Raw genomic sequence first — 19,085 nt, 5'->3', positions numbered from 1 at the left:
CACAGGCTGCGTCGCTAGCGCTCGCACCCGGCGAGAAGGCATCAGGCTGCGCTAGCGACGCTCGGCACACATGAGTGCTGCACTGCTGGGATACGCCTGCGACCGGCAGAGCCGGGCCGAATACGGGATTGACCACATACACCCCGTATTCGTGCAAAGGAGCACTGCCATGTCCACCCATTCTCACACGCTTGCATCCCACGGCGAGATCCTCGCGAACCTCCCCGGCATCCTCGGGTTCTACCCGAACAACTCGCTGATCCTCGCGTTCTTCGTCGACGACGAGGGCGTCGACACCGTCCGCCTCGGCCCGGTCGCACGGTTCGACCTGGACGAAGCAGTGGAGAAGCTCACCGAGAGCCGCGAGCGGTTCGCAGCGTGGGTCCACCACCTCGAACTCGACGCTGTTATCGCGTACATGATCAGCGATGACATTGCGCAGCCGGTCTTCGACGAGACGGCCACGTACCTCACCAGCGGGGCCTCGCCGCTACCGCCGCTGCTCGGGGTGGTGCAGGTGCCCGAGATCGTCACTGGGGCTGCTTGGTGGTCTGTGTACCAGCATCCGCTCATCGACGAGCCGCGCCACGGTGTTGTCGGCGAGGTCGCCGCATCAGCGGCGCTGCAGCAGATGCTAGAGCACACCGGCGAGCTGCCGGAGCCGAGCAAAGACGACATCGAGGCACGGTTGAACAGCACTGACCACGGCATCGACGCTGCCGAGCACGCCGACATCATCGAAGACGCGCTGGCGTATATCCCGCCCATGTTCGCAGACGTGCTGCAGCGTGAGTATGAGCAGGCGGCGGCAGGGATCACCCAGCCGAGCGCTCGCGCTGTTCGGTCTGCGCTGAAATGCTTCACCACGCCGCGCTTGCGGGACACGCTGCTTGCCGCACTGCTCGATGACCCGCAGGCGGGCCTTGCGTTCATAGAGAAGGTTATGCGCGCTGTCCCGACCAGCTGGCCAGGCATGCGCTCGCAGCTCACCGCCACTGTTGCCGTGCTCGCTCACGCCACAGGCCAGCCGGGGCTAGCTGGCGTGGCTGCGCAGCGAGCCACCGAGATCGGGCCAGACGAGAACTTCCCGTCGCTGGTGGCGAAGCTGACCGATATCGGCCAGGGCGAGCGGATGGTCGAGCTTGTCCGCGAGGGCGCTGAGAAGACCCGCACGATCTTGTTTGCCGAGTAGCACCACACACCCCGTTGTAGCAATGCAACGGGGTTTCTTTTTCTCGCGGGGCCTTGGCTTGCGACGACAGACACCGCAACGAGGCAGGGGAGTGACCTTTAGACAGCAGAGCTGTCTCCAACAGACGGATTGACCATCAATCCGAACAAGGAGGCACGTGATGCGCGACATCACCCACACCGACCTGGAACTGCTCTACCAGCTCGCCGACGGCATCGACGGCGAGGACGCCGATCCGGGCGCAGCACAAGAACTGCGCGACCTAGAGGCGGCAGGCACACCGCTGCCCTGGGCAGTGTTGTAACGACAGCGCAACCGCCCCGCAGCAGCAAAGCAGCTGCTTAAGTACCCAAATTGCACGGCAAATCACACCCACTCACGTAAGGAGAACCAACATGTCCAACCCCTTCAACAACGGCACCATCGTCGGCAACGCAGCTCGCGCACCCAAGCTGTTCGAGCACGCAAACGGCGGCGCGACGGTGAAGCTCAGCGTCTATGCGCGCAACACCTTCAAGAACAAGTCCACCGGCAAGGTGGAAAGCGAGATCGTGGAGCTGACCGGCTACGTCCAGGACGCCGCGAACCCCGGTGTGTTCGGCTGCATCGGCTCCGGCGATCGCGTTGCGGTGAGCTACTCGCTCAAGACCGACGTCTACACCGACAAGGACGGTGTGAAGCAGTACCCGCTGGTGGCGCGCATCGACACGGTGCAGCTGATCGATTCCAAGAAGGAGTCCGCTGCTCGCGCTGCCCGTCGCGGAGGCGAGGCGGCGACCGCCGCCCTGGCTGGCGCTGAGGGCGAAGAAGTACCGTTCTAACTACGAAACCCCGCAGGGAAACCTGCGGGGTTATTTTTTCAACCATTTCACACGCCAATTTGCTGCGAATCACTTGTGCAGTTTTACGGTGCAGTGGTGCGGTGCTTTTACTGGCGTTTCTGCTGCGCAACTCACTGCACTATGTAGTGTCTGTGACATTTCATTAACACGTAGGTTGCACTGTGTATTGGGCACCCATTTCATCGACACGTTTACTGCGCAATCAAATGCCCTGTCACTTTAATGACATGTGAATTGGGCAGTGAAGTGGTTTGTCATCCTATTGACACCTTTACTACGCAACAGAATGACAACGACATTCTGTCGGCCCTTCTACGGACATCTCTTCTGCGCAGCACATGCCCCGTCGTACACACCGACGTGCTGCGCACTATCTCCGCCACTCAACAGGCCAATTCACTGCGCAACGTAGTGACACCGGCCCCGCCTAGCCGAGATTTCTTCGATTTTCGCTGAATATCAGCCGTTTACCCGCCGCCAATGACCTACGACGCCGACGGCCCCCTGTTAGGCCCGCAGAAGGCCGTACAGGGCAGGGGAGAGCAGTGCTACAACTCCATACCGCCATCACGATCACGCTGCTGTTGCTGCTGGCGGCGCTTCTCGATGCGCTCGCGTGCACGCTGCTGCGCCCCGCCCTTCTTGCCTGAGGTCTGCGACTGCCTGAACAGCGTGTAACGCTCAAGCAACTCTGGGCTGCGATGCAGTTCTTGCACCAGGAACTTCTTATCCAAGTGCTCCAACTGTTGTCCTGACTTCACCGCTTCTTCGATGATGATGGCGGCTTCATCTTCGGCGTCCGTGTGCGCGTTGCGGCGGATCTGATCAGCCTCATCGCGGGCATCCTTGCGCGTTACTGCAGCGTCGCGTGTGGCCTCGTCGCGGATGCTCGTGGCCTCATCTCGTGCTTTGCTGCGGATCGTCTCGGCGTCGCGCTCAGCCTGCTTACGGGCCTCGTCGGTCTTGCGAGTGATCGTCTCTGCTTCGCTGCGAGCTGCGGCTGTAATATCGCCCGCCTTGGCCCGCGCAGTCTCTTCGGCTCGTTCGAGCAGCTCGTCTGCTTGCGCTTCGGCCAGGCCCAACTCCTGCTCAGCATCCTTGCGTGCTTCGCTGCGGATCTCTTCGGCTTCTTGCTCGGCCTTCTCGCGTGCTTCCTTGAGCACACGCTCGGCAACCTCGCGAGCCTGTGCTTCAGCATTCTCCTGTACGCGCTGGGCTGCTTCGCGGGCTTCTTGCGCCTGTTCAAGTTCCTTAGCAGCCTGCTCGCGGTCACGATCAATTGCGTCCATGTCGCGCTGCACGGATCGCTTCTTGACTTCCACATCATTCTCGCGGCTGGCAAGGTCGCGCTCCCGGTCTTGTTGCTCGGTGTAGCGGTCGAGGTTCAGTGACTCGTCGTGTCGTTCGGAGACTTCTAGCTCTACCGGGTAACCGAGCGCGTGCATGTGCTCCCGGAGTCCGCGTTGCGCGTCGATGAACTTTTGATTACCCGAGATCTGCTTGCCCTTCTTCGGGCCGGATGTGTACCGCACTGAGGTGTCGGTGTTGTAGGCGATGCCGGGGCGGCAGCGGAGCTTGTCGGGATCTTCGGGCTTCGGTGAGAACGTATCCGCCTGGAACTGGATGTGTGGCGTTGATTCGTCGAAGTTCATGTCCCCGCCGGCGACTGCGTCGATACCGCCGGGGATGAAGTTTTCTGCAAGCCAGCGCATTGACTCTTCGGGGTACTTCTTTGCTTCTTCGTAGTCGCGGGCGACATAGCGCGGACGTTTCACTTCGCGCCCGTCCACCTCACTGGTGTAGTAGTCGGGGATCTCCTTGCACATCGACTTCGGCAGATACACGACGAACAGCGACGTCTTGAAACTGTTCTTCTGCACGCGCACTCCGTCCATCCGAGGCGTCTACGGCCGCCACAGGGCCGTACAGCCGCTGCCACAAAGATGAACCAATCGAGTCGCGGCGCTACACATTTGCATCAGCAGCTGCCGCTGGATCCGCCGCGAGCCTACGGCTGCGAAACACACGTCGCTGGCGGTGTCCGTTACATGCGCTTGCGCGCATATGACCGCCGCGAACGTGATGCGTCTGCACCGATAGTGTGCTTGTGGCACGGGCCGATATGAAGTGTGTTACTCGGACCCGTGTCGTTACCCCCGCAGCAGCATCAACACCGCCTGGCGGCGGATAGCTCGCTGCGGGATGTTCACCACCCTGCAATGACCGCCTGGCGGCGGTGCCAGAGTGCAGGGTGGAGCTGTGCGCACCACGTAAACGATGTCGGTCTTGCCGTTCGGTTAGACACCTTGCGCTCGCAGGCTCGCTGCAGGTGTCTCGATGACGCGGGAAGACGCCGCAAGCGGCGTTTCCACCCGTCATCGGCCCTTACTTTAAGACCGACATACAGTGGCTGACGCCGTATGTGGTGCGCACAGCGTGGCGACCTGCAGGTTTTGCGTAGGCACCATGTGCGCTTCGCGCATCAACGGGCCGTTTCGGGTAAGGGTCGAAGACCGCATTAAGACCCGAAACACGCAGGTCGCAGCCCCCTTCTGTGTCAAAACCCCTATATGTTTGTCGTTATAGGGGTAGAAGGGGGAAAAGGGCATAAGGGGGTGCGACGCCTCCGCTGCGCTCCGGCGCTCGGCATAGCCGAGGCACTGCACCGGGTATTACTGCTCGCTGGCGCTCGCATAACCCGGTGCCCGGCGCTGGCGCGCCGCCCCCTACAGCCCCAGTCTCAGACCTCGCTCGCTCGGTCTGGCTGGTGCTGTCTTGCCCTCCGCTGCGCTCCGGTCAAGATGCCCAATAGTGCAGCTGGCGCTGCACCTTGTGTGATGACCCATGCTTTACGTCACGACACATCGATGCTGGCAATCCGATATATCCCGTCGATATGTATTCGGATATGCCAGCATCGATGTGTCGTGTTTGGGTCATCACGAAACGCTCCATCACGGCAAGCCTGCCGAGATGGATATTGGCGTATCTCACGACGCGTCCATTATGCGGCGTCCGCCGCATGTCATCTGCCGTCGCGGTTGCATCTTCAGCAGCACAGCTGCTGAAATCTGCTCTGTCCACGCTGCTGTCTTTGCTGCACCCACGGCCCCGTCTTCGGCATATTTCAAGTCCACACAAGACTATGCCGGCCAGAACCGCGCATAACAGCAGCGCGACATACCGCCAGCCATGTGGCGGATGATCCAGGCGACGGGGCAGACGTGTATATGCCCCGTCGCCGATACCGGCGCAAGCATCGTGACAGTGTCACGTGTAGCGGTGCCGCAGCCACCCGCACACACGCGAAAACCCCGCCCTTGCGAGCGGGGTGTGTGGCGACATCAAACGTGACGGCTGTACGTCGTCACGCCGCGTGGCCGTACACACATGAGGTGATTGCGTGTACGGCTAAAGGGTTAGTCGGGTACAACTTCTAGATGCCGCTTCGGCTTACTGCCCTCGGTGCTCTCAGGCGTGTCGCCGTCACCGTTCTCAGGTGTATCGCTGTCCCCTTCGGTGCTGGCGGACTTGTCACCGTCCCCTTCGGTGCTGGCGGACTTGTCACCGTCGAGATTCACCTCGAACTCTTCGGCATACTTGCGCAACTGCGCAAGGCGCTCCTTTGTCGCTTTGTGTGCACGGCGCGCCTCGTTCACGGTATCTTTTGCTCGCTGCTCATCGCGGAGCGCGGCTGCGTAATCGTCTCTGAAAGACATGGTTTGTTCTCCTTGATTGAGTGAATTCTTTGTTTGGGCTCGGGGCACGACGGTGGAGCGCGCGTGTGTAGTAGCACGGCCATCACCCATCAGCCCTCGCACTCAGTTCAAGACCCAGCCTGGCTAGCTGAGCTAAGCGGCGGGATCTCGTCGTAGGCGGGTTTGTCCGCATTAGTGCTTCACACCGCCCAGCACCGTGACGAGTTGCTGTCGCTGCTCATCTGTCAGTTGGGGCGCTGCATTCACGACGGCATCGACGAAGCCGTCGAATAGCTGCGGGGCAGGGCGGCGTGCGGCCGTGAGGTAGGCGTCGAGATCGTCTTGGCGAATCCGATAGGCGGTGCCGAAACGGTGGAATGAAAGACGGCCCTCTTTAATAGCTTTTCGCAACGTGGACTCGGAGCCGACGCCGAGATCGGCGAGTTCCTGCAGCGTGTAAAAGCGTGGCGCGACGGCGGTAGTCGTGTCCTTTTCGGACATAGAAAAACGCTCCTGGGCAGATTGATCTGTCCCGGAGCGGGGTGCTTTACCGGCTTGCTATTCAGGCGGCTTGGAGTGCCGTGCTCAACTCGCTAGAACGGTGGTCTGCCGTCCCATCGCTTTACGGGAGCGCTTACTCCCTACCTGACCGCTTTTGTGGTTGGCAATGCCGTTGCCGACCGGTCTATCTCGTCGGAGGAACCGCGCCTATCACGGTCGAGAGGCTGTCTCTTTATGAATTATCCTCGGGGTTATCCCCCGTATGCGGCTGGCTAAACCAAAAACGAATTAAAACGCCACATACGGTCTGGGGGCCATCGTACGGAACTTATGCGTCGCGCACAATAGCCTGCGACCTAATCTTTACGAATCGAACCGAGCACGTTTCTACACGCCACGTGGCACGGCTGGGGTGTTGTGGTGGGGCAGCTGTTGTGTGGCGGCATGGTGACACGCAAGGGGCGCGCCTTTTTGTGACCTGTGACACGTCTATAGTGTGCTCGTTTCGTAGTTTTGACCTCGTTTCGTAATTTGCCGATCAAAATACGAAAAAATTACGAAACGCTCTACCTGCGGTTTCGTAGAACTACGAAAATCGGAAAACCAAATTACGAAACACGCGATAACGCTGTGACCTGCACAGACACGTCACATTTCGGGGATGTTTCGTAATTTTGCGGCATTTCGACCCAAACCTTTTAAGGGAGAGACACAGACACACATTACGGGCACATGTCTACGACATAGACCGTCCTCATTGAGGGCACGCTGCAGGGGTTGTAGCTATGTGACACGGCCGGGATGCTGCGTCACGGTGACACGCAAGGGGCGCGCCTTTTTATGACCTGTGACACGTCTGTAGCGCGCTCGTTTCGTAGTTTTGACCTCGTTTCGTAATTTGCCGATCAAAATACGAAAAAATTACGAAACGCTCTACCTGCGGTTTCGTGATTTCCGCAAACGAAAAGAACAAAACTACGAAACACGCGATAACGCTGTGACCTGCATAGACACGTCACATTTCGGCGGTGTTTCGTAATTTTGCGGTATTTCGACCCAAACCTTTTAAGAGAGAGACACAGACACGCATTGCAGGCACATGTCTACGACACAGAGCGTCCTCGTTGAGGGCACGCTGCAGGGGTTGCGGCTATGTGACACGGCCGGGATACTGCCACGCTGCAACACGTCCGTGGCGCGCCGTTGTGTGACACGCAACACAGGTGTTGTGTGTTCGTTTCGTAGTTTTGACCTCGTTTCGTAATTTGCCGATCAAAATACGAAAAAATTACGAAACGCTCTACCTGCGGTTTCGTGATTTCCGCAAACGAAAAGAACAAAACTACGAAACACGCGATAACGCTGTGACCTGCATAGACACGTCACATTTCGGCGGTGTTTCGTAATTTTGCGGTATTTCGACCCAAACCTTTTAAGAGAGAGACACAGACACGCATTGCAGGCACATGTCTACGACGCAGAGCGTCCTCGTTGAGGGCACGCTGCAGGGGTTGCAGCTATGTGACACGGGACACAATCGCAATCAAGGTGTCTCTTCTTATTTAGATTTTCTTCAAAAAGTGGAAAAATTACGAAACGAAAACCATTTACGCTGCTCAACGTATGTTTCTGTGTTTCGTAGTTTTGTTCTTTTCGTTTACGAGATTACGAAATGACCCGCAAATACCTACCGTGACCTGCGGTGATGTGTTTCGTATTTTTCTGCGTAATTTCACGTCGCCCGAAGCAGACACCCTGCCGTGTGCTTGCTGCAGGGCTGCGGCCGTCCCTCCATGTGGAGCGTCGGTGTCGATGCTGTAACTTAAACGTACATACATTTGTGGCGCTCTCGTTACGTGTCTGTGCATTGCCGAGCTCTTTACTGTTGTGTGTGGGCGCGCAGCCGTAGTGTCCGTGCCACTCCGAGTAGGGCGCGTCGTACCCCAAACCCATGTTCAATTAAATTCCAATCCAGAGAGGTCTTGCACTGTTGCGGTGCGGTTGTCTTCTTTCTCACCGTATTGGACCCTGCGAAATTAATTGGATACGATAGGCCCATGTTGATTTCAGGTTCCGTTTTCATGCGGCCGCTCACCAGCCGCTAAGGCGGTTTTCTCCCTCCCGCAGGTTAGAAACCGCTCCGGTCCTTTAGCCGGGCGGCCATTTGCCATGCCCGGCTCCGTTTCAACTCCACGGAGCACACCTGATGTCTACATACGGATACGGCCGTCACGAACATGGCCAAAATTTTCTCACAGACCACAAGATCATCAACTCCATCGTCGATCTTGTAAAACAAACCTCCGGCCCCATCATTGAGATCGGGCCAGGAAGCGGTGCCCTCACTCACCCGATATCCCACTTGGGGAGGGCAATAACGGCAGTTGAGGTAGACGCAAAACTAGCTGCCAAACTCACAAAAAAGACCGCCTCGGCGTCGGTCGAAGTGGTCCATGATGATTTCCTCAACTTCCCGTTACCCGCCACTCCCTGCGTCATTGTGGGAAACATTCCCTTTCACCTCACCACTGCCATTCTTCGAAAGTTGTTGCATGCGCCGGCATGGACTGCCGCTGTACTCCTCATGCAGTGGGAAGTCGCTCGCCGCCGGGCCGGGGTAGGTGCAAGCACGATGATGACAGCTCAGTGGTCCCCATGGTTCACGTTTCACCTTGGTTCCCGAGTACCAAGGTCTGCTTTCCGGCCACAGCCAAACGTTGACGGGGGGATCTTAGTGATCCGCCGGGTGGGTGACCCGAAGATCCCGATAGAGCAACGCAAAGCCTTTCAGGCGATGGTGCACACCGTTTTCACCGCCCGGGGACGCGGGATAGGGGAAATTCTCCGAAGGGCAGGGTTGTTTTCATCACGTTCAGAGACACAATCATGGTTGCGCTCGCGAGGAATCGACCCCGCAACCCTACCTCCCAGATTGCACACCAGCGACTGGATCGATCTCTTCCAGGTGACTGGTTCCTCTTCACCGCGCCATCGGCCCATTTCACAATCGGGAAGTAGTCAACGCCCTCCTCAACGGAAAAATCGAGGCCGGCGGCGGTAATCCCCCCACCACCAAAACCGAAATCCACCAGTAGTAGTGAACGACCCATGTTCGTCTACCGTGAGCCGCGTTATGGCAGTGACGTGTTCTCGTCGGGCACAGTCATAGTTCCCGGCGTTGCCAGCGACAGGGTTCTACACCCAGCAGCGGGACCGATCAAAATCACCCGCACGGGGAACGACCCTGCTGGTGGTTTCGATTTTGATGAAAGCGAGGAGACATAGCCCCTCGCCAACTCCCCGTAGCTGGCGAACAGTAGCTCCTGGCGCTGGCGCTCGTTGGTGAGTTTGCGTGCCACATCGAAAGCCTTATCGACTTCCCGGTCCAAGTTGTTGTGGGCCTTGAGCAGAATTGGGTTCATCGATAACGGGTTGTAGTGCTCCGCGAGTGACCGCTGGGGGTGCCGCTCGCGTGCCCGCAGCACCAACTGTCCAGCGTCGATGATTCGCTGCTGCGCCTTCTCATCTAGTTCACACAGAGCTGGTCCGCAGTTGTAGCTCCCGATGTACTCCGAAAAACGGAAAAAATAAATAGTGGGGATACATCAACCTTCCACTTTCCATTCTTCCGGCTCAGAGTATTGAGGGGTCTGGGACCGGGTCCGTAAACCCTTTATGTTTTTCGCGCACAGCGGTTTTTAGCGACGCACCCTATAGGTTTTCCGCAGAACCTATATGTGTTTCTGTGCACCCCCATATGTTGTCTGTTTCTAGCGGTATTTCGTTGTACTTTGCGCATCGAATAGTTATTTATCGACGACACTCCGTCGAGTTCAAATTTAACGTGTAGTGCTTAACCTCTGCGATGAACTCTTTGATCCCGGGACGTGATGAGGACTGGGGCTATTGTGCTCCCCCGAACGCTACGGCCCGGGGACACGAGGCTGTGTCGCAGGTGCAAGCGAGAGGACCAGGAGCGAAACACAGACCGCTGAGTCGACGCAGTCACGGTAAAGACGGAGCCGTCTAGGCGGTGCTCGAGGTTGCGCGAGATACGGTGACGCTGGGCGTCGGTAAGCGATGCGCATTCGGCGACATCGATGGAAAGCTGGACTTTGCCGTCCGCCGTGTTGACGCCCTGGCCGCCTGGAGTCGACGATTTCGCGAAACGCTCCGCGAGATCGGCGGCGATGACCGCACCGTCGGGGATCCCCGGGCCGGGCGCTATGGTCAGGTCGTTCATGCCGCCCAGCCTAGGTGCCCACAACCCTTTCTCGTCTCGGCGGAAGCGGAGACCGCGTCGCGACGGCCGGGATCCAGCCTCAGTATTATCCTCGTCACCGGTTGATTCGAACGCTTTTTGCTCCTCCTTCTCCCGTCGGGCTTCGATTTCAGCGGCCTCCGTAGGTGGCAGTGATCGCTGGATCCCTCGAACTACCGGTTCCGATCAGCGGTCGAAGGATTTTCGCAGCAGCCGGACCTGCGGCGCCGGTGCCGTCGCTGTAGCCTGACGAGCATCCCCGCCATGACGGCCATCACGACGGCGGTCCCGGCACCGATGATCCAGGGATTACCGAGGAGCCCACCGACGCCTGCAAGTGCTCCGCCCGCCGCGATGAACGGCAGGCCGCAGCAGAGCAGCGACGGAAGCGCGCAGCATGCCAGCAAGAGCAGCCCGGTCACTGCAGCGACGACGGGACCGGCGCGCCATTCGTCGCGGTCCTGATCGGCGCTCATCGTCTGCTTCAGGATGAGATCTCCCCGATTGCCTGTGTTGCCGTTCATGCGCAGCACGACAGCAGCGACGGGTCGGTGGTGAAGGCCTTCGCGGCGATCCGGATGCCCTCGGCCATGGTCAGGTAGGGGGCCCAGGCGTTGGCGACCTCGGCGACGGTCCTGCCGAGCACGTGGACGCCTGCGGCGGCGAGCTCCCCGGCGTCCTTGGCGACGGCGGTCAGGCCGAGGATCTCGTTCGTCTCGGCGTTCACGACGATCTTGATGAACCCGCGGGTGTCGCGGTTCACCAAGGCGCGGGGCACGTGGTGCAGGGGCAGGACGCGGCAGTCGCAGCGGATCCCCGCGGCGAGGACGTCCTTCTCGGTCATCCCGACCGCGCCGATCGCGGGCCCGGTGAACGTCACCCGCGGCAGGCGGGCGTAGTCGACGGACCGGTCGGCGTCGGCGAACGCGTTCTCGGCGACGAGGGTGCCGTGGTGGGCGGCGACGTAGACGAACTCGGGGTGCCCGGTCACGTCGCCCGCGGCCCAGACCCGCGGGTTCGAGGACTGCAGCCGGTCGGAGACGACCACCTCGCCGGAGTCTCCGGTATTCACCCCGACCGCATCGAGGTTCAGGCCATCGGTGACGGGACGGCGTCCGAGGGCGACCAGGACCTGGTCGGCGCGGAACTCCTGCGAGCCGCCGGACAAGGCGGCGGTCACGACGGCCTCGCCTCCCGTGCCGCGGGAGACCCGGGTGGGCACTGCGCGGCTGACGACGCGGATGCCCTCGTCGGCGAACACCTCCTGGAGCGCCTTCGACACCTCCGGCTCCTCCTTCGACGCGAGCCGGGACCGCACGAGCAGCGTGACCTGCGAGCCGAGGCGGGCGAACAGCTGCGCCTGCTCCAGGGCGACGTAGCCGCCGCCGAGCACCAGCAGCGACTCGGGGACCTCCGTCAGCTCCATCGCCGTGGTCGAGGTCAGGTATCCGGTCTCCTCCAGGCCGTCGATCGGCGGTGCCCACGGGCGAGAACCAGTCGCGACCAGGTAGTGGTGGGCCTCGATGGTCTCGACGCTTCCGTCGGATCCGGCAACATCGAGAACCGGCGCATCAGGGGTGCCCACGAACGAGGCGTCGCCGCGGAGGACCTGCCAGCCGTAGGAGTCGGCGACGTCGGCGTACTTCTCGCCGCGCAGCGACTCCACCAACGCTTGCTTCCCAGCGATCAGCGCGGGCATGTCGACGGGATCCGCCGTCGTCGCGATCCCGGGGAACCGGGTTGCGGCGTCGACCGCGACGTGCCGCGCGCCGGCCGCGGCAATGAGCGTCTTCGACGGGACGCAGCCCGTGTTCACGCAGGTGCCGCCGAGCGTCCCGCGCTCGATCATCACCACCGACTTCCCGAGCGTGCTGGCGCGGATCGCAGCGGCGAACGCGCCGCCTGCCGATCCGATGATGGCGAGATCGTACTTCGTAGGCATCGCTGCTCCTGTCAACTCTTGGCTTTCTGCTCTGTCTCAGCCATACTGGACCTTCCAGTGCAGGGGAAGGTCAAGCGCGGCCACGGAGGGAGACAGTAATGTGGATCGGAGAACTCGCCGAGAGGGCGGGCACTACAGCGAAGACCCTTCGCTTCTACGAGGAACAGGGCCTTCTGCCCCCGACCGAGCGCACGCCGTCCGGATACCGCGACTACGCGCCCGAGACGGTCGCTCGGATCGACTTCATCCACCGCGGCCAGGCCGCGGGCCTCACCCTCGCCCAGATCCGCCAGATCCTCGACATCCGCGACGGCGGCCATGCGCCCTGCGAGCACGTGCGCGACCTGCTTGACGTGCGCCTCGCTGAGATCGAGCAGCAGATCGCGCAGCTCTCCGTGCTGCGCGACACTATCGCGGACCTTAGCCAGGACGCCGCGCACCCGGATCCTGAAACGTGCAGCACCGATCAAGTGTGTAGGTACTTGTAGACGGCGGGAGTCAATGACTCAAACGCTACAACCCCGATATGCGCTAGCGCAGGTCGATGCCGCCGGTGCCCACCTCGATGATTTTGGTGGTGGCCGCGATAGCACACAGCAGCGGCATCGGGGCGGAGGCCTGCAGCGCGAAGTGGTGGACTCGGAAGGACGCGTTGTTCACGCCGATTTCGTCCGCAGCCTGGGTGATCTCCAGACGAGTCTTGGCGATCTTTTCCGCAGATGGCCCGCACTAGCTGCCGAAGGCGTAATGCCCGAAGCTTAAGAAGCCGAATGCTTTCATTGGATAACACTCCTTTTGATGGTGTTAACGAGAGGGAGTAACTTTGCAACGACATACCGTCGAGTTTAAATTTAACGTGTAGCTAGGCCTCGGGGTTGCCCACGCAGAACTCATTGCCCTCCGGATCCTGCATGACCGTCCAAATCAGTCCCGGTGCTTAAAAGCCGCAATCTCGTGTCCGGGCGGGGTTAGAGCCTTCCGGCCTAATGGAGTGTTTTGTATCGCGAGGTTTTCTCCCGCGAGAAAGTAGGAACTCGATCTGGTAGCCATTTTCGGCTTCGGTGACCCAAGCATCAACCTGATCTTCACTGATCGGCTTCCCTTGTATTGTCTTCACGGTAGTCACCGTAATGCGGAAACAGTGTTGTTGCGTAGGGTGGGAGTGTACTTGCATTCGGGTGAGCTAAAGCTTAACGTTGTGCGTTATTGACGCTTCGCGTTATGGGGGATAGGGTGAGGCATGATCCAGTCGTTCGGGAACAGAGAAACCGAGCTGGTATTCCTGCGTGAACCAGTTCCGAAACTGGATCCTCGGATCCATAAGCCGGCGAACAAGAAGCTCCACCAGCTCGACGCTGCTGTATCCCTCGACTCCCTTCGCGTACCGCCCGGGAATCGCCTAGAGGCTCTCAAGGGAGATAGGAAAGGGACGTTTAGTATCCGAGTGAATGACCAGTGGAGAATCACATTCCGCTGGAAGGGCGCAGGGCCCGAACACGTGACCATTGAGGACTACCACTAAGGAATGCCATGTCGAACAAGCTGTACCCGCCGATTCATCCTGGGGAGATTCTCTTAGAAGACTTCATTGAGGGATTCGGAATCACTCAGCACAAGCTTGCTGTGTCTATCGGGGTTCCGCCCCGTCGTATTAACGAGATTGTGCACGGTAAACGTGGAATCACGGCTGACACCGCTCTTAGGCTCGGAAAATATTTTGGGGTGGAGCCGATATTCTGGATGAATCTGCAGAACCAGTATGAGATTGAGCTGGCGGAAGATAAGGCCCTCGCCGAGATCGAGCAGATTCAGCCGGTCCAGGCTGCCTCGGCGTAGGAAGTTAGCGACCCTACAAGCGTCGCGCCATATCGGGGTAGTGGACGACAACCCCAACCCGAGTCTAGGGCGGGCGCTAGGGAATCTGGGGTCGCTTGCGCGTGGCTTTGAGCTCCGAGCGCCGCTTCTTCGCCTCTCGACGGCGCCGCACCGAGCCCCTGGTCGGCCTTGTCTTCCGGCGCGGGGGAGGCGGCGGGGCGAGCGCCTCGCGTAACAACGTGGCCAAACGCTCGCGTGCTTCGGCGCGGTTGCGGATCTGCGAGCGTTGGCTCGACGCGGCCACGGTGAGGACGGTGCCGTCCAGGCGGTGTTCGAGGTTGGTGAGGGCGCGGCGGCGTTGGGCGTCGGTAAGCGATGCGCACGCAGCGATATCGAGGGAGAGCTGCACTTTGCTGTCGGTGGTGTTGACGCCCTGGCCGCCCGGGCCCGACGATTTGGCGAACCGCTCCGTCAGGTCGGCGGCGGCGATGACCACGCCGCCGGGGATCCCCGGGCCGGGCGCGATGGTCAGGTCGTTCATGCCGCCCACATTACGTCTGAGCTAAGAATTGCGATAAATCTCGCTACGGTGGCCTATTGAAAACACCTCGATTGTGATCGTGCCATCGTCGATGAGGGCGAGGATCCGGTACGCGCCGACGCGGTAGCGCCACTCGCCGGACCGGTTCGCGGAGAACCCTTTCCCAAATGCCCGCGGGTTGGTGCAGCCGTCCAAATTCTCTTTGATCCAGGTGGCGATGAGCCGCGCGTCGAAGCGGTCCATCTTCTTCAACTGCTTCCGTGCGCGGGCCGTGAATTCGACAGTGTAGTGGCCCGATGGTGCCATCATCCGGGGGTGCTACGTATCGAGATCGGCGAGAATGTCGTCCACGCTGTACCGCTCGCCGGTGTCGTGCGCGATGGCGTCTCGAAGCTCCTGCAGATCATGCGCATCTTCAATCTTTTCCAAGATCGCATTGCGGGCGAAATCGGAAAGGGTGACGCCTTCGAAGCGAGCGTACTTGCGCACAAGCTCTGCGTCGTCGTCATCCATCCGGATTGTCATCGTAGCCAAAGTTTACCCCTTTGATCAGTGTGAATACACTGTATTCGGTAGTTGTTCAATGTGCAATGGGTGGGGCGGAGCCCGTCGCAAAGCACCCGCGCCTAGCGACGCGGCAGCACGACCTCGGGGTACTTGCGCACGTAGCCGACCGCGATGACGACGAGCGCCGCGAACGCACCGATGACGGTCTCCGCGGTGCGGGCGAGCAGCATCGGCCAGACGGGGGAGGCCTCGACTGTCTGCACCATCAGCAGGGCGGTCGGGGTGATGAAGCTGGCGGCGATGGTGTAGTTGCGGGTCACGTACATCTCGGTGAGGTACTGCAGAATCACAATCCACACGACGATCTGCCAGCCCTGCATCGGGTGGGACAGCAAAAAGCCGGCTACCGCGATGCCGGTGAGCGTGCCCAGGACGCGCTCGATGGCGCGGTAGTACTGCACCTTGAAGCGGGAGTTCACAAGTGGCGCGACGGCGGCCACCATGGCCCAGTAGGAGTGGGTCAGCGGGTCGAAAATAGTCACGGAGATGAGCCCCAGCACGCCGGCGAGCAGCGGGGAGAAAAAGAAGCGGCTGGCTTCGACCCGCAGGCGCCGCCACGGCATCCGGCCCGCCTCGGGGGACCGGGAGGGGCGCTCCGGCTCTTTCGCGTCGCCGCCGGGGCCTTCGCCGATGAGGTGGGAGATTTGGCCGAGGCCGAGGCACAAAAGCGCGGCGGTGCCGGCGATTGCGAAGGCGAGCGCCGGGTGGACGGGGTTGTTCAAGGACCCGACCGCCGCCACGGAGAAGATCGCAAACACCGACCCGGTCGGTTTCATGTCCGCGGCAAGCGCGATGGTCGCCCACACCGACGAGACCAAGGAGGTGATGGCAACAAGGGCCCAAGGGTGCACATCCAGCCACGCCATGGTGGCGCCCACAGTCACCGACGTCGTCAGGGCGATGCCCGCAAGGACGTGGTGCTTCAGCCGCACTTGGCGAGTCATGTGCCTGCCGTACACGCCGGTGAACGCGCCGAAGTTCGCGTAGATGGCCAGATCCATTCGGCCGAGTGCGAGCAGGGTGAACATCGGGATGGCCACGCCGAGGGCGGTGCGGAAGGCGGGGATGTGATCGCGCCGGGCAGGGCCCATCTCAAACAGCGGGCTGAAGTGGTGCAACCGGGAACCTCCCATACGCGATCCGTGCTCGATTGTGGTTTTCCGCGGGCAGAGTCTAGCGCGGGCGCGGTGCCGGGGCTGCTCGACCCGTGCACATATCAACAGTCAGGCATATGATGGCCCGGTTGTTGTAACCGCGAGAAGGAGTTTCGTCACAGTGCTACACGCGGGGGAGTACGCGTTCGCGTCAAGAAACCAACCCAACTACGCCTGGTGGAGGCCGCTCGCCGAAATCGTCGCGGTCGCCGTGCTTACCGTCGCGTTCGTCGCGGTGATTGGTGTTTCCCTTGAAGCCGCGGGGGTGGATACGTCGAGCGGCGCGGCGGACAAGTACTTCGGGTACGGCTCCGTGGTCGTGGAGATCCTGGCGGTGCTTCTCGCGGTCCGGTTCATCGGGCGCAGGCCGGTTGCGTCGGTGTTCACAGGGCGAACAGGAACGAAACCTTGGGTGCCGTTCGTCGCGTACGCGTTGGCGTTTGTGGTCATCGCCGCCGTCATGGGCGCGGTCGGCGTGATCGGTTACGGCGCGTCCTGGGACCAAGTTATCGGAGGTATCCGGAGCGATCTTCCGTTGGAGCTCGTCGTGATTGTGCTCGCCGCGCTTGCGGAGGAGATGGCGTTTCGCGGCGTGTTCTTCCAGGCGTTTACGGCGTGGACCAGGCACCCGGCCGTGGGCGCGGTGCTCGCCGCGATCCCGTTCGTGGCGATGCACCCGCAGGCGTACGGCTCACCGGTCGCCTTCGCACATTATTTCCTTGACGCGCTGCTCTACGCGCTTTTGGTGTGGGCGTTCAACAGCATCTGGGTCGCGGTTGCGGTGCACGCGGCGTGGAACACCTTCGGCTCGGTCCAAGCCCTGGGAATCCCGAACTCGGCTGCGAGCATGGTGGCGGCATTCGCGGCTGCTGCGGCGGCTTCCGCCGTGGTGCTCGCAGTGCTACCCCGCGCCGCGTCGAGTCACGCACGGACTCCTGCTCAGCGTGGCGACGTCCGCTAGCATCACATCTTGTGCTTGAGGTATTACACATATTCACTCGTCTTGGCCTGACGTCGTTTGGCGGGCCGACGGCGCACCTGGGGTACTTCCGGGACGAGTTCGTGGAGAAACGAAAGTGGCTCACCGACGACGAGTACGCCGACCTCGTCGCCCTGTGCCAGTTCATGCCGGGCCCCGCGTCGAGCCAGGTCGGTATGGCAATCGGGCTCAAACGCGCGGGATACGGTGGCATGCTCGCGGCGTTTGTGGGCTTCACGCTGCCGAGTGCGGTCCTCATGGTCGCGTTCGCGCTCGGCGTGGCGCGCCTCGGCGACATCTCCGACGCCGGCTGGCTCGCGGGGCTCAAGGCGGCGGCGGTGGCGGTCGTCGCGCAGGCGGTCATGGGCATGGCGAAAAGCATCGTCACGGACCGGTTGCGCGCGGCCGTCGTGCTCGCCGCATTCCTCATCGTCCTGCTGGTCCCGCACCCCGCGGCCCAGGTCGGCGCAATCGTTGCGGGCATGCTCGTGGCCACCTTTGCACTTTCGCCTATCGACGCCCCTCCGGCCCCCAGCCACACCTCCACCGCCAGCCGCACCGTAGGGCTGGCGGCGCTGGGAGTGTTCGCGGCCCTGCTCGCGCTGCTGCCGCTGGCAGGACGCATGGGCACGAGCTGGGGCATCTTCGACAGCTTCTACCGCTCCGGCGCCCTGGTGTTCGGCGGCGGGCACGTGGTGCTGCCGCTGTTGGAGCAGGCCACAGTACCCACCGGGCTGGTGGACCACGACACCTTCCTCGCGGGCTACGGCGCCGCCCAGGCGATGCCGGGCCCGCTGTTCACCTTCGCCTCCTTCCTGGGCGCCTCTGCGCAGGGCGTGCACTGGCTGTGGGGTGCGGCCCTGGCCACGGTGGCGATCTTCCTGCCGGCGGCGCTGCTGGTCATCGGTGTTATGCCGTTTTGGGATCGGCTGCGCGCCAACCCGCGTGCCGCCAATGCCCTCGCCGGTGCGAACGCGGCGGTGGTGGGCATCTTGGCCGCGGCGCTGTACACCCCGGTGTTCACCTCCGGCATCCACGGACCGGCCACGATGGCGGTGGCGGCCGCGGCGTTCGTGGCGCTGAAAAACTTCAAGGTCCCGGCGTGGGCGGTGGTCATCGGCGCGGCGCTGACAGGTTGGGCGGCGTTGTGACTGCGCCCGTGATTCGGAGGGCGACGGTGGGGGAGGTGGAGCTCGTCGCAAAGCTATTGCGCGATTTCCACACCGAGTTCGACACCCCGGTGCCCGAGAATCTGGAGCGCAGGTTCGCGCAGCTCATCGCCCGCGACGACGTCATTGTGGTGCTGGCCGGCGAGGTCGGGTTCGCGTACCTGACGCTGCGGCCGAGCCCGTACTACGACGGCCCGGTGGCGATGCTGGAGGAGCTCTACGTCGCCCCGGCGCACCGCGGCCGCGGGCTGGGCACGCGGATGATGGCGCGGGTGCTATCGGAGATTCGCAAGCGCGGGGCGGGCGAGATGCAGATCAACGTCGACGAGGTCGATGCGGGCGCGCGGCGGTTCTACGAGCGGCACGGCTTCACCAACATCGAGGCTGGATCGCGGATGCTGCTGTACATCCGGGAGCTGTAGCG

Annotated in this window: 21 protein-coding genes and 1 pseudogene; 10 read left to right on the top strand and 12 right to left on the bottom strand. The window is 61.5% G+C overall.

The features are described from left to right. Positions 1-169: 169 nt before the first annotated feature. From QP996_RS03595 to QP996_RS03585, 3 genes are all read left to right on the top strand, one after another. Entirely contained in the window at positions 170-1,192 is a 1,023-nt protein-coding gene (locus QP996_RS03595; RefSeq protein WP_049181628.1) for a DUF4192 domain-containing protein, read from the top strand. A gap of 160 nt (positions 1,193-1,352) precedes the next feature. Beyond that, entirely contained in the window at positions 1,353-1,496 is a 144-nt protein-coding gene (locus tag QP996_RS03590) for a hypothetical protein (protein ID WP_016456431.1), read from the top strand. A 91-nt stretch (positions 1,497-1,587) separates the two neighbouring features. After that, the gene (locus QP996_RS03585) at positions 1,588-2,013 is read left to right on the top strand and encodes a single-stranded DNA-binding protein (RefSeq protein WP_016456430.1); all 426 of its coding nucleotides are present in this window, start codon (positions 1,588-1,590) and stop codon (positions 2,011-2,013) included. A gap of 569 nt (positions 2,014-2,582) precedes the next feature. On the opposite strand, the gene QP996_RS03580 is transcribed toward QP996_RS03585, so the two are convergent. From QP996_RS03580 to QP996_RS03570, 3 genes are all read right to left on the bottom strand, one after another. Further along, the gene (locus QP996_RS03580) at positions 2,583-3,914 is read right to left on the bottom strand and encodes a coiled-coil domain-containing protein (protein WP_284871262.1); all 1,332 of its coding nucleotides are present in this window, start codon (positions 3,912-3,914) and stop codon (positions 2,583-2,585) included. Between the two features lie 1,539 nt (positions 3,915-5,453). After that, positions 5,454-5,753, bottom strand: a complete 300-nt coding sequence (locus QP996_RS03575; RefSeq protein ID WP_070574075.1) for a hypothetical protein — start codon at positions 5,751-5,753, stop codon at positions 5,454-5,456. A gap of 171 nt (positions 5,754-5,924) precedes the next feature. Next, on the bottom strand, positions 5,925-6,233 hold the full coding sequence (locus tag QP996_RS03570; RefSeq protein WP_070574078.1) for a helix-turn-helix domain-containing protein: 309 nt from the start codon (positions 6,231-6,233) through the stop codon (positions 5,925-5,927). Positions 6,234-8,439: 2,206 nt separating this feature from the next. Here QP996_RS03570 and erm point away from each other — a divergent pair. After that, on the top strand, positions 8,440-9,294 hold the full coding sequence (gene erm / locus QP996_RS03565) for a 23S ribosomal RNA methyltransferase Erm (RefSeq protein WP_016456425.1): 855 nt from the start codon (positions 8,440-8,442) through the stop codon (positions 9,292-9,294). A 70-nt stretch (positions 9,295-9,364) separates the two neighbouring features. On the opposite strand, the gene QP996_RS03560 is transcribed toward erm, so the two are convergent. The 4 genes from QP996_RS03560 to merA form a co-directional block, all read right to left on the bottom strand. Continuing rightward, positions 9,365-9,718 carry a type IIL restriction-modification enzyme MmeI gene (locus QP996_RS03560; RefSeq protein WP_350309505.1) on the bottom strand — a complete coding sequence of 118 codons (354 nt, stop codon included), beginning with the start codon at positions 9,716-9,718 and terminating at the stop codon, positions 9,365-9,367. Positions 9,719-10,086: 368 nt separating this feature from the next. Beyond that, a complete protein-coding gene (locus QP996_RS11855; protein WP_350309504.1) occupies positions 10,087-10,476 on the bottom strand; it encodes a peptide chain release factor I in 390 nt (129 codons plus the stop codon). 191 nt (positions 10,477-10,667) lie between these two features. Continuing rightward, on the bottom strand, positions 10,668-11,018 hold the full coding sequence (gene merT / locus QP996_RS03550; RefSeq protein ID WP_284871257.1) for a mercuric ion transporter MerT: 351 nt from the start codon (positions 11,016-11,018) through the stop codon (positions 10,668-10,670). Next, complete coding sequence (gene merA / locus QP996_RS03545) at positions 11,015-12,436, bottom strand: mercury(II) reductase (protein WP_284871255.1); 1,422 nt, start codon at positions 12,434-12,436, stop codon at positions 11,015-11,017. Before merA ends, merT begins: the two co-directional genes overlap by 4 nt. Positions 12,437-12,534: 98 nt before the next feature. Here merA and QP996_RS03540 point away from each other — a divergent pair, with 98 nt between their 5' ends. Beyond that, positions 12,535-12,924 carry a heavy metal-responsive transcriptional regulator gene (locus QP996_RS03540; RefSeq protein WP_005290994.1) on the top strand — a complete coding sequence of 130 codons (390 nt, stop codon included), beginning with the start codon at positions 12,535-12,537 and terminating at the stop codon, positions 12,922-12,924. A 46-nt stretch (positions 12,925-12,970) separates the two neighbouring features. Here the strand turns inward: QP996_RS03540 and QP996_RS03535 are convergent. Next, positions 12,971-13,216 (bottom strand): annotated as a pseudogene (locus QP996_RS03535) (LLM class flavin-dependent oxidoreductase); the annotation flags it as partial. A 460-nt stretch (positions 13,217-13,676) separates the two neighbouring features. Here QP996_RS03535 and QP996_RS03530 point away from each other — a divergent pair. Next, the gene (locus QP996_RS03530) at positions 13,677-13,958 is read left to right on the top strand and encodes a type II toxin-antitoxin system RelE/ParE family toxin (protein WP_284871254.1); all 282 of its coding nucleotides are present in this window, start codon (positions 13,677-13,679) and stop codon (positions 13,956-13,958) included. Positions 13,959-13,966: 8 nt separating this feature from the next. Then, entirely contained in the window at positions 13,967-14,272 is a 306-nt protein-coding gene (locus tag QP996_RS03525; RefSeq protein WP_034999634.1) for a HigA family addiction module antitoxin, read from the top strand. 76 nt (positions 14,273-14,348) lie between these two features. Here QP996_RS03525 and arfB read toward each other — a convergent pair whose 3' ends face one another. The 4 genes from arfB to QP996_RS03505 form a co-directional block, all read right to left on the bottom strand. Next, the gene (gene arfB, locus QP996_RS03520) at positions 14,349-14,792 is read right to left on the bottom strand and encodes an alternative ribosome rescue aminoacyl-tRNA hydrolase ArfB (protein ID WP_284871251.1); all 444 of its coding nucleotides are present in this window, start codon (positions 14,790-14,792) and stop codon (positions 14,349-14,351) included. A 21-nt stretch (positions 14,793-14,813) separates the two neighbouring features. Further along, on the bottom strand, positions 14,814-15,098 hold the full coding sequence (locus tag QP996_RS03515) for a type II toxin-antitoxin system RelE family toxin (RefSeq protein ID WP_284871373.1): 285 nt from the start codon (positions 15,096-15,098) through the stop codon (positions 14,814-14,816). Positions 15,099-15,110: 12 nt separating this feature from the next. Continuing rightward, on the bottom strand, positions 15,111-15,317 hold the full coding sequence (gene relB / locus QP996_RS03510; protein WP_284871372.1) for a type II toxin-antitoxin system RelB family antitoxin: 207 nt from the start codon (positions 15,315-15,317) through the stop codon (positions 15,111-15,113). 101 nt (positions 15,318-15,418) lie between these two features. Then, complete coding sequence (locus tag QP996_RS03505) at positions 15,419-16,492, bottom strand: FUSC family protein (protein WP_284871250.1); 1,074 nt, start codon at positions 16,490-16,492, stop codon at positions 15,419-15,421. Positions 16,493-16,634: 142 nt separating this feature from the next. On the opposite strand from QP996_RS03505, the gene QP996_RS03500 reads away from it, so the two are divergent. From QP996_RS03500 to QP996_RS03490, 3 genes are read left to right on the top strand one after another with little or no spacing between them, the layout of a single operon-like run. Further along, complete coding sequence (locus QP996_RS03500) at positions 16,635-17,474, top strand: CPBP family intramembrane glutamic endopeptidase (RefSeq protein WP_284871248.1); 840 nt, start codon at positions 16,635-16,637, stop codon at positions 17,472-17,474. 11 nt (positions 17,475-17,485) lie between these two features. Beyond that, entirely contained in the window at positions 17,486-18,643 is a 1,158-nt protein-coding gene (gene chrA, locus QP996_RS03495; RefSeq protein WP_284871246.1) for a chromate efflux transporter, read from the top strand. Then, entirely contained in the window at positions 18,640-19,083 is a 444-nt protein-coding gene (locus tag QP996_RS03490) for a GNAT family N-acetyltransferase (RefSeq protein ID WP_284871244.1), read from the top strand. The genes chrA and QP996_RS03490 overlap by 4 nt, the downstream gene beginning before the upstream one ends. The last annotated feature ends 2 nt before the right edge of the window (positions 19,084-19,085 follow it).

The organism is Corynebacterium sp. MSK008 (assembly GCF_030232585.1).
In the GTDB taxonomy this organism is placed as follows: Bacteria; Actinomycetota; Actinomycetes; order Mycobacteriales; family Mycobacteriaceae; genus Corynebacterium.
This window is presented reverse-complemented; position numbering and strand designations above follow the sequence as displayed.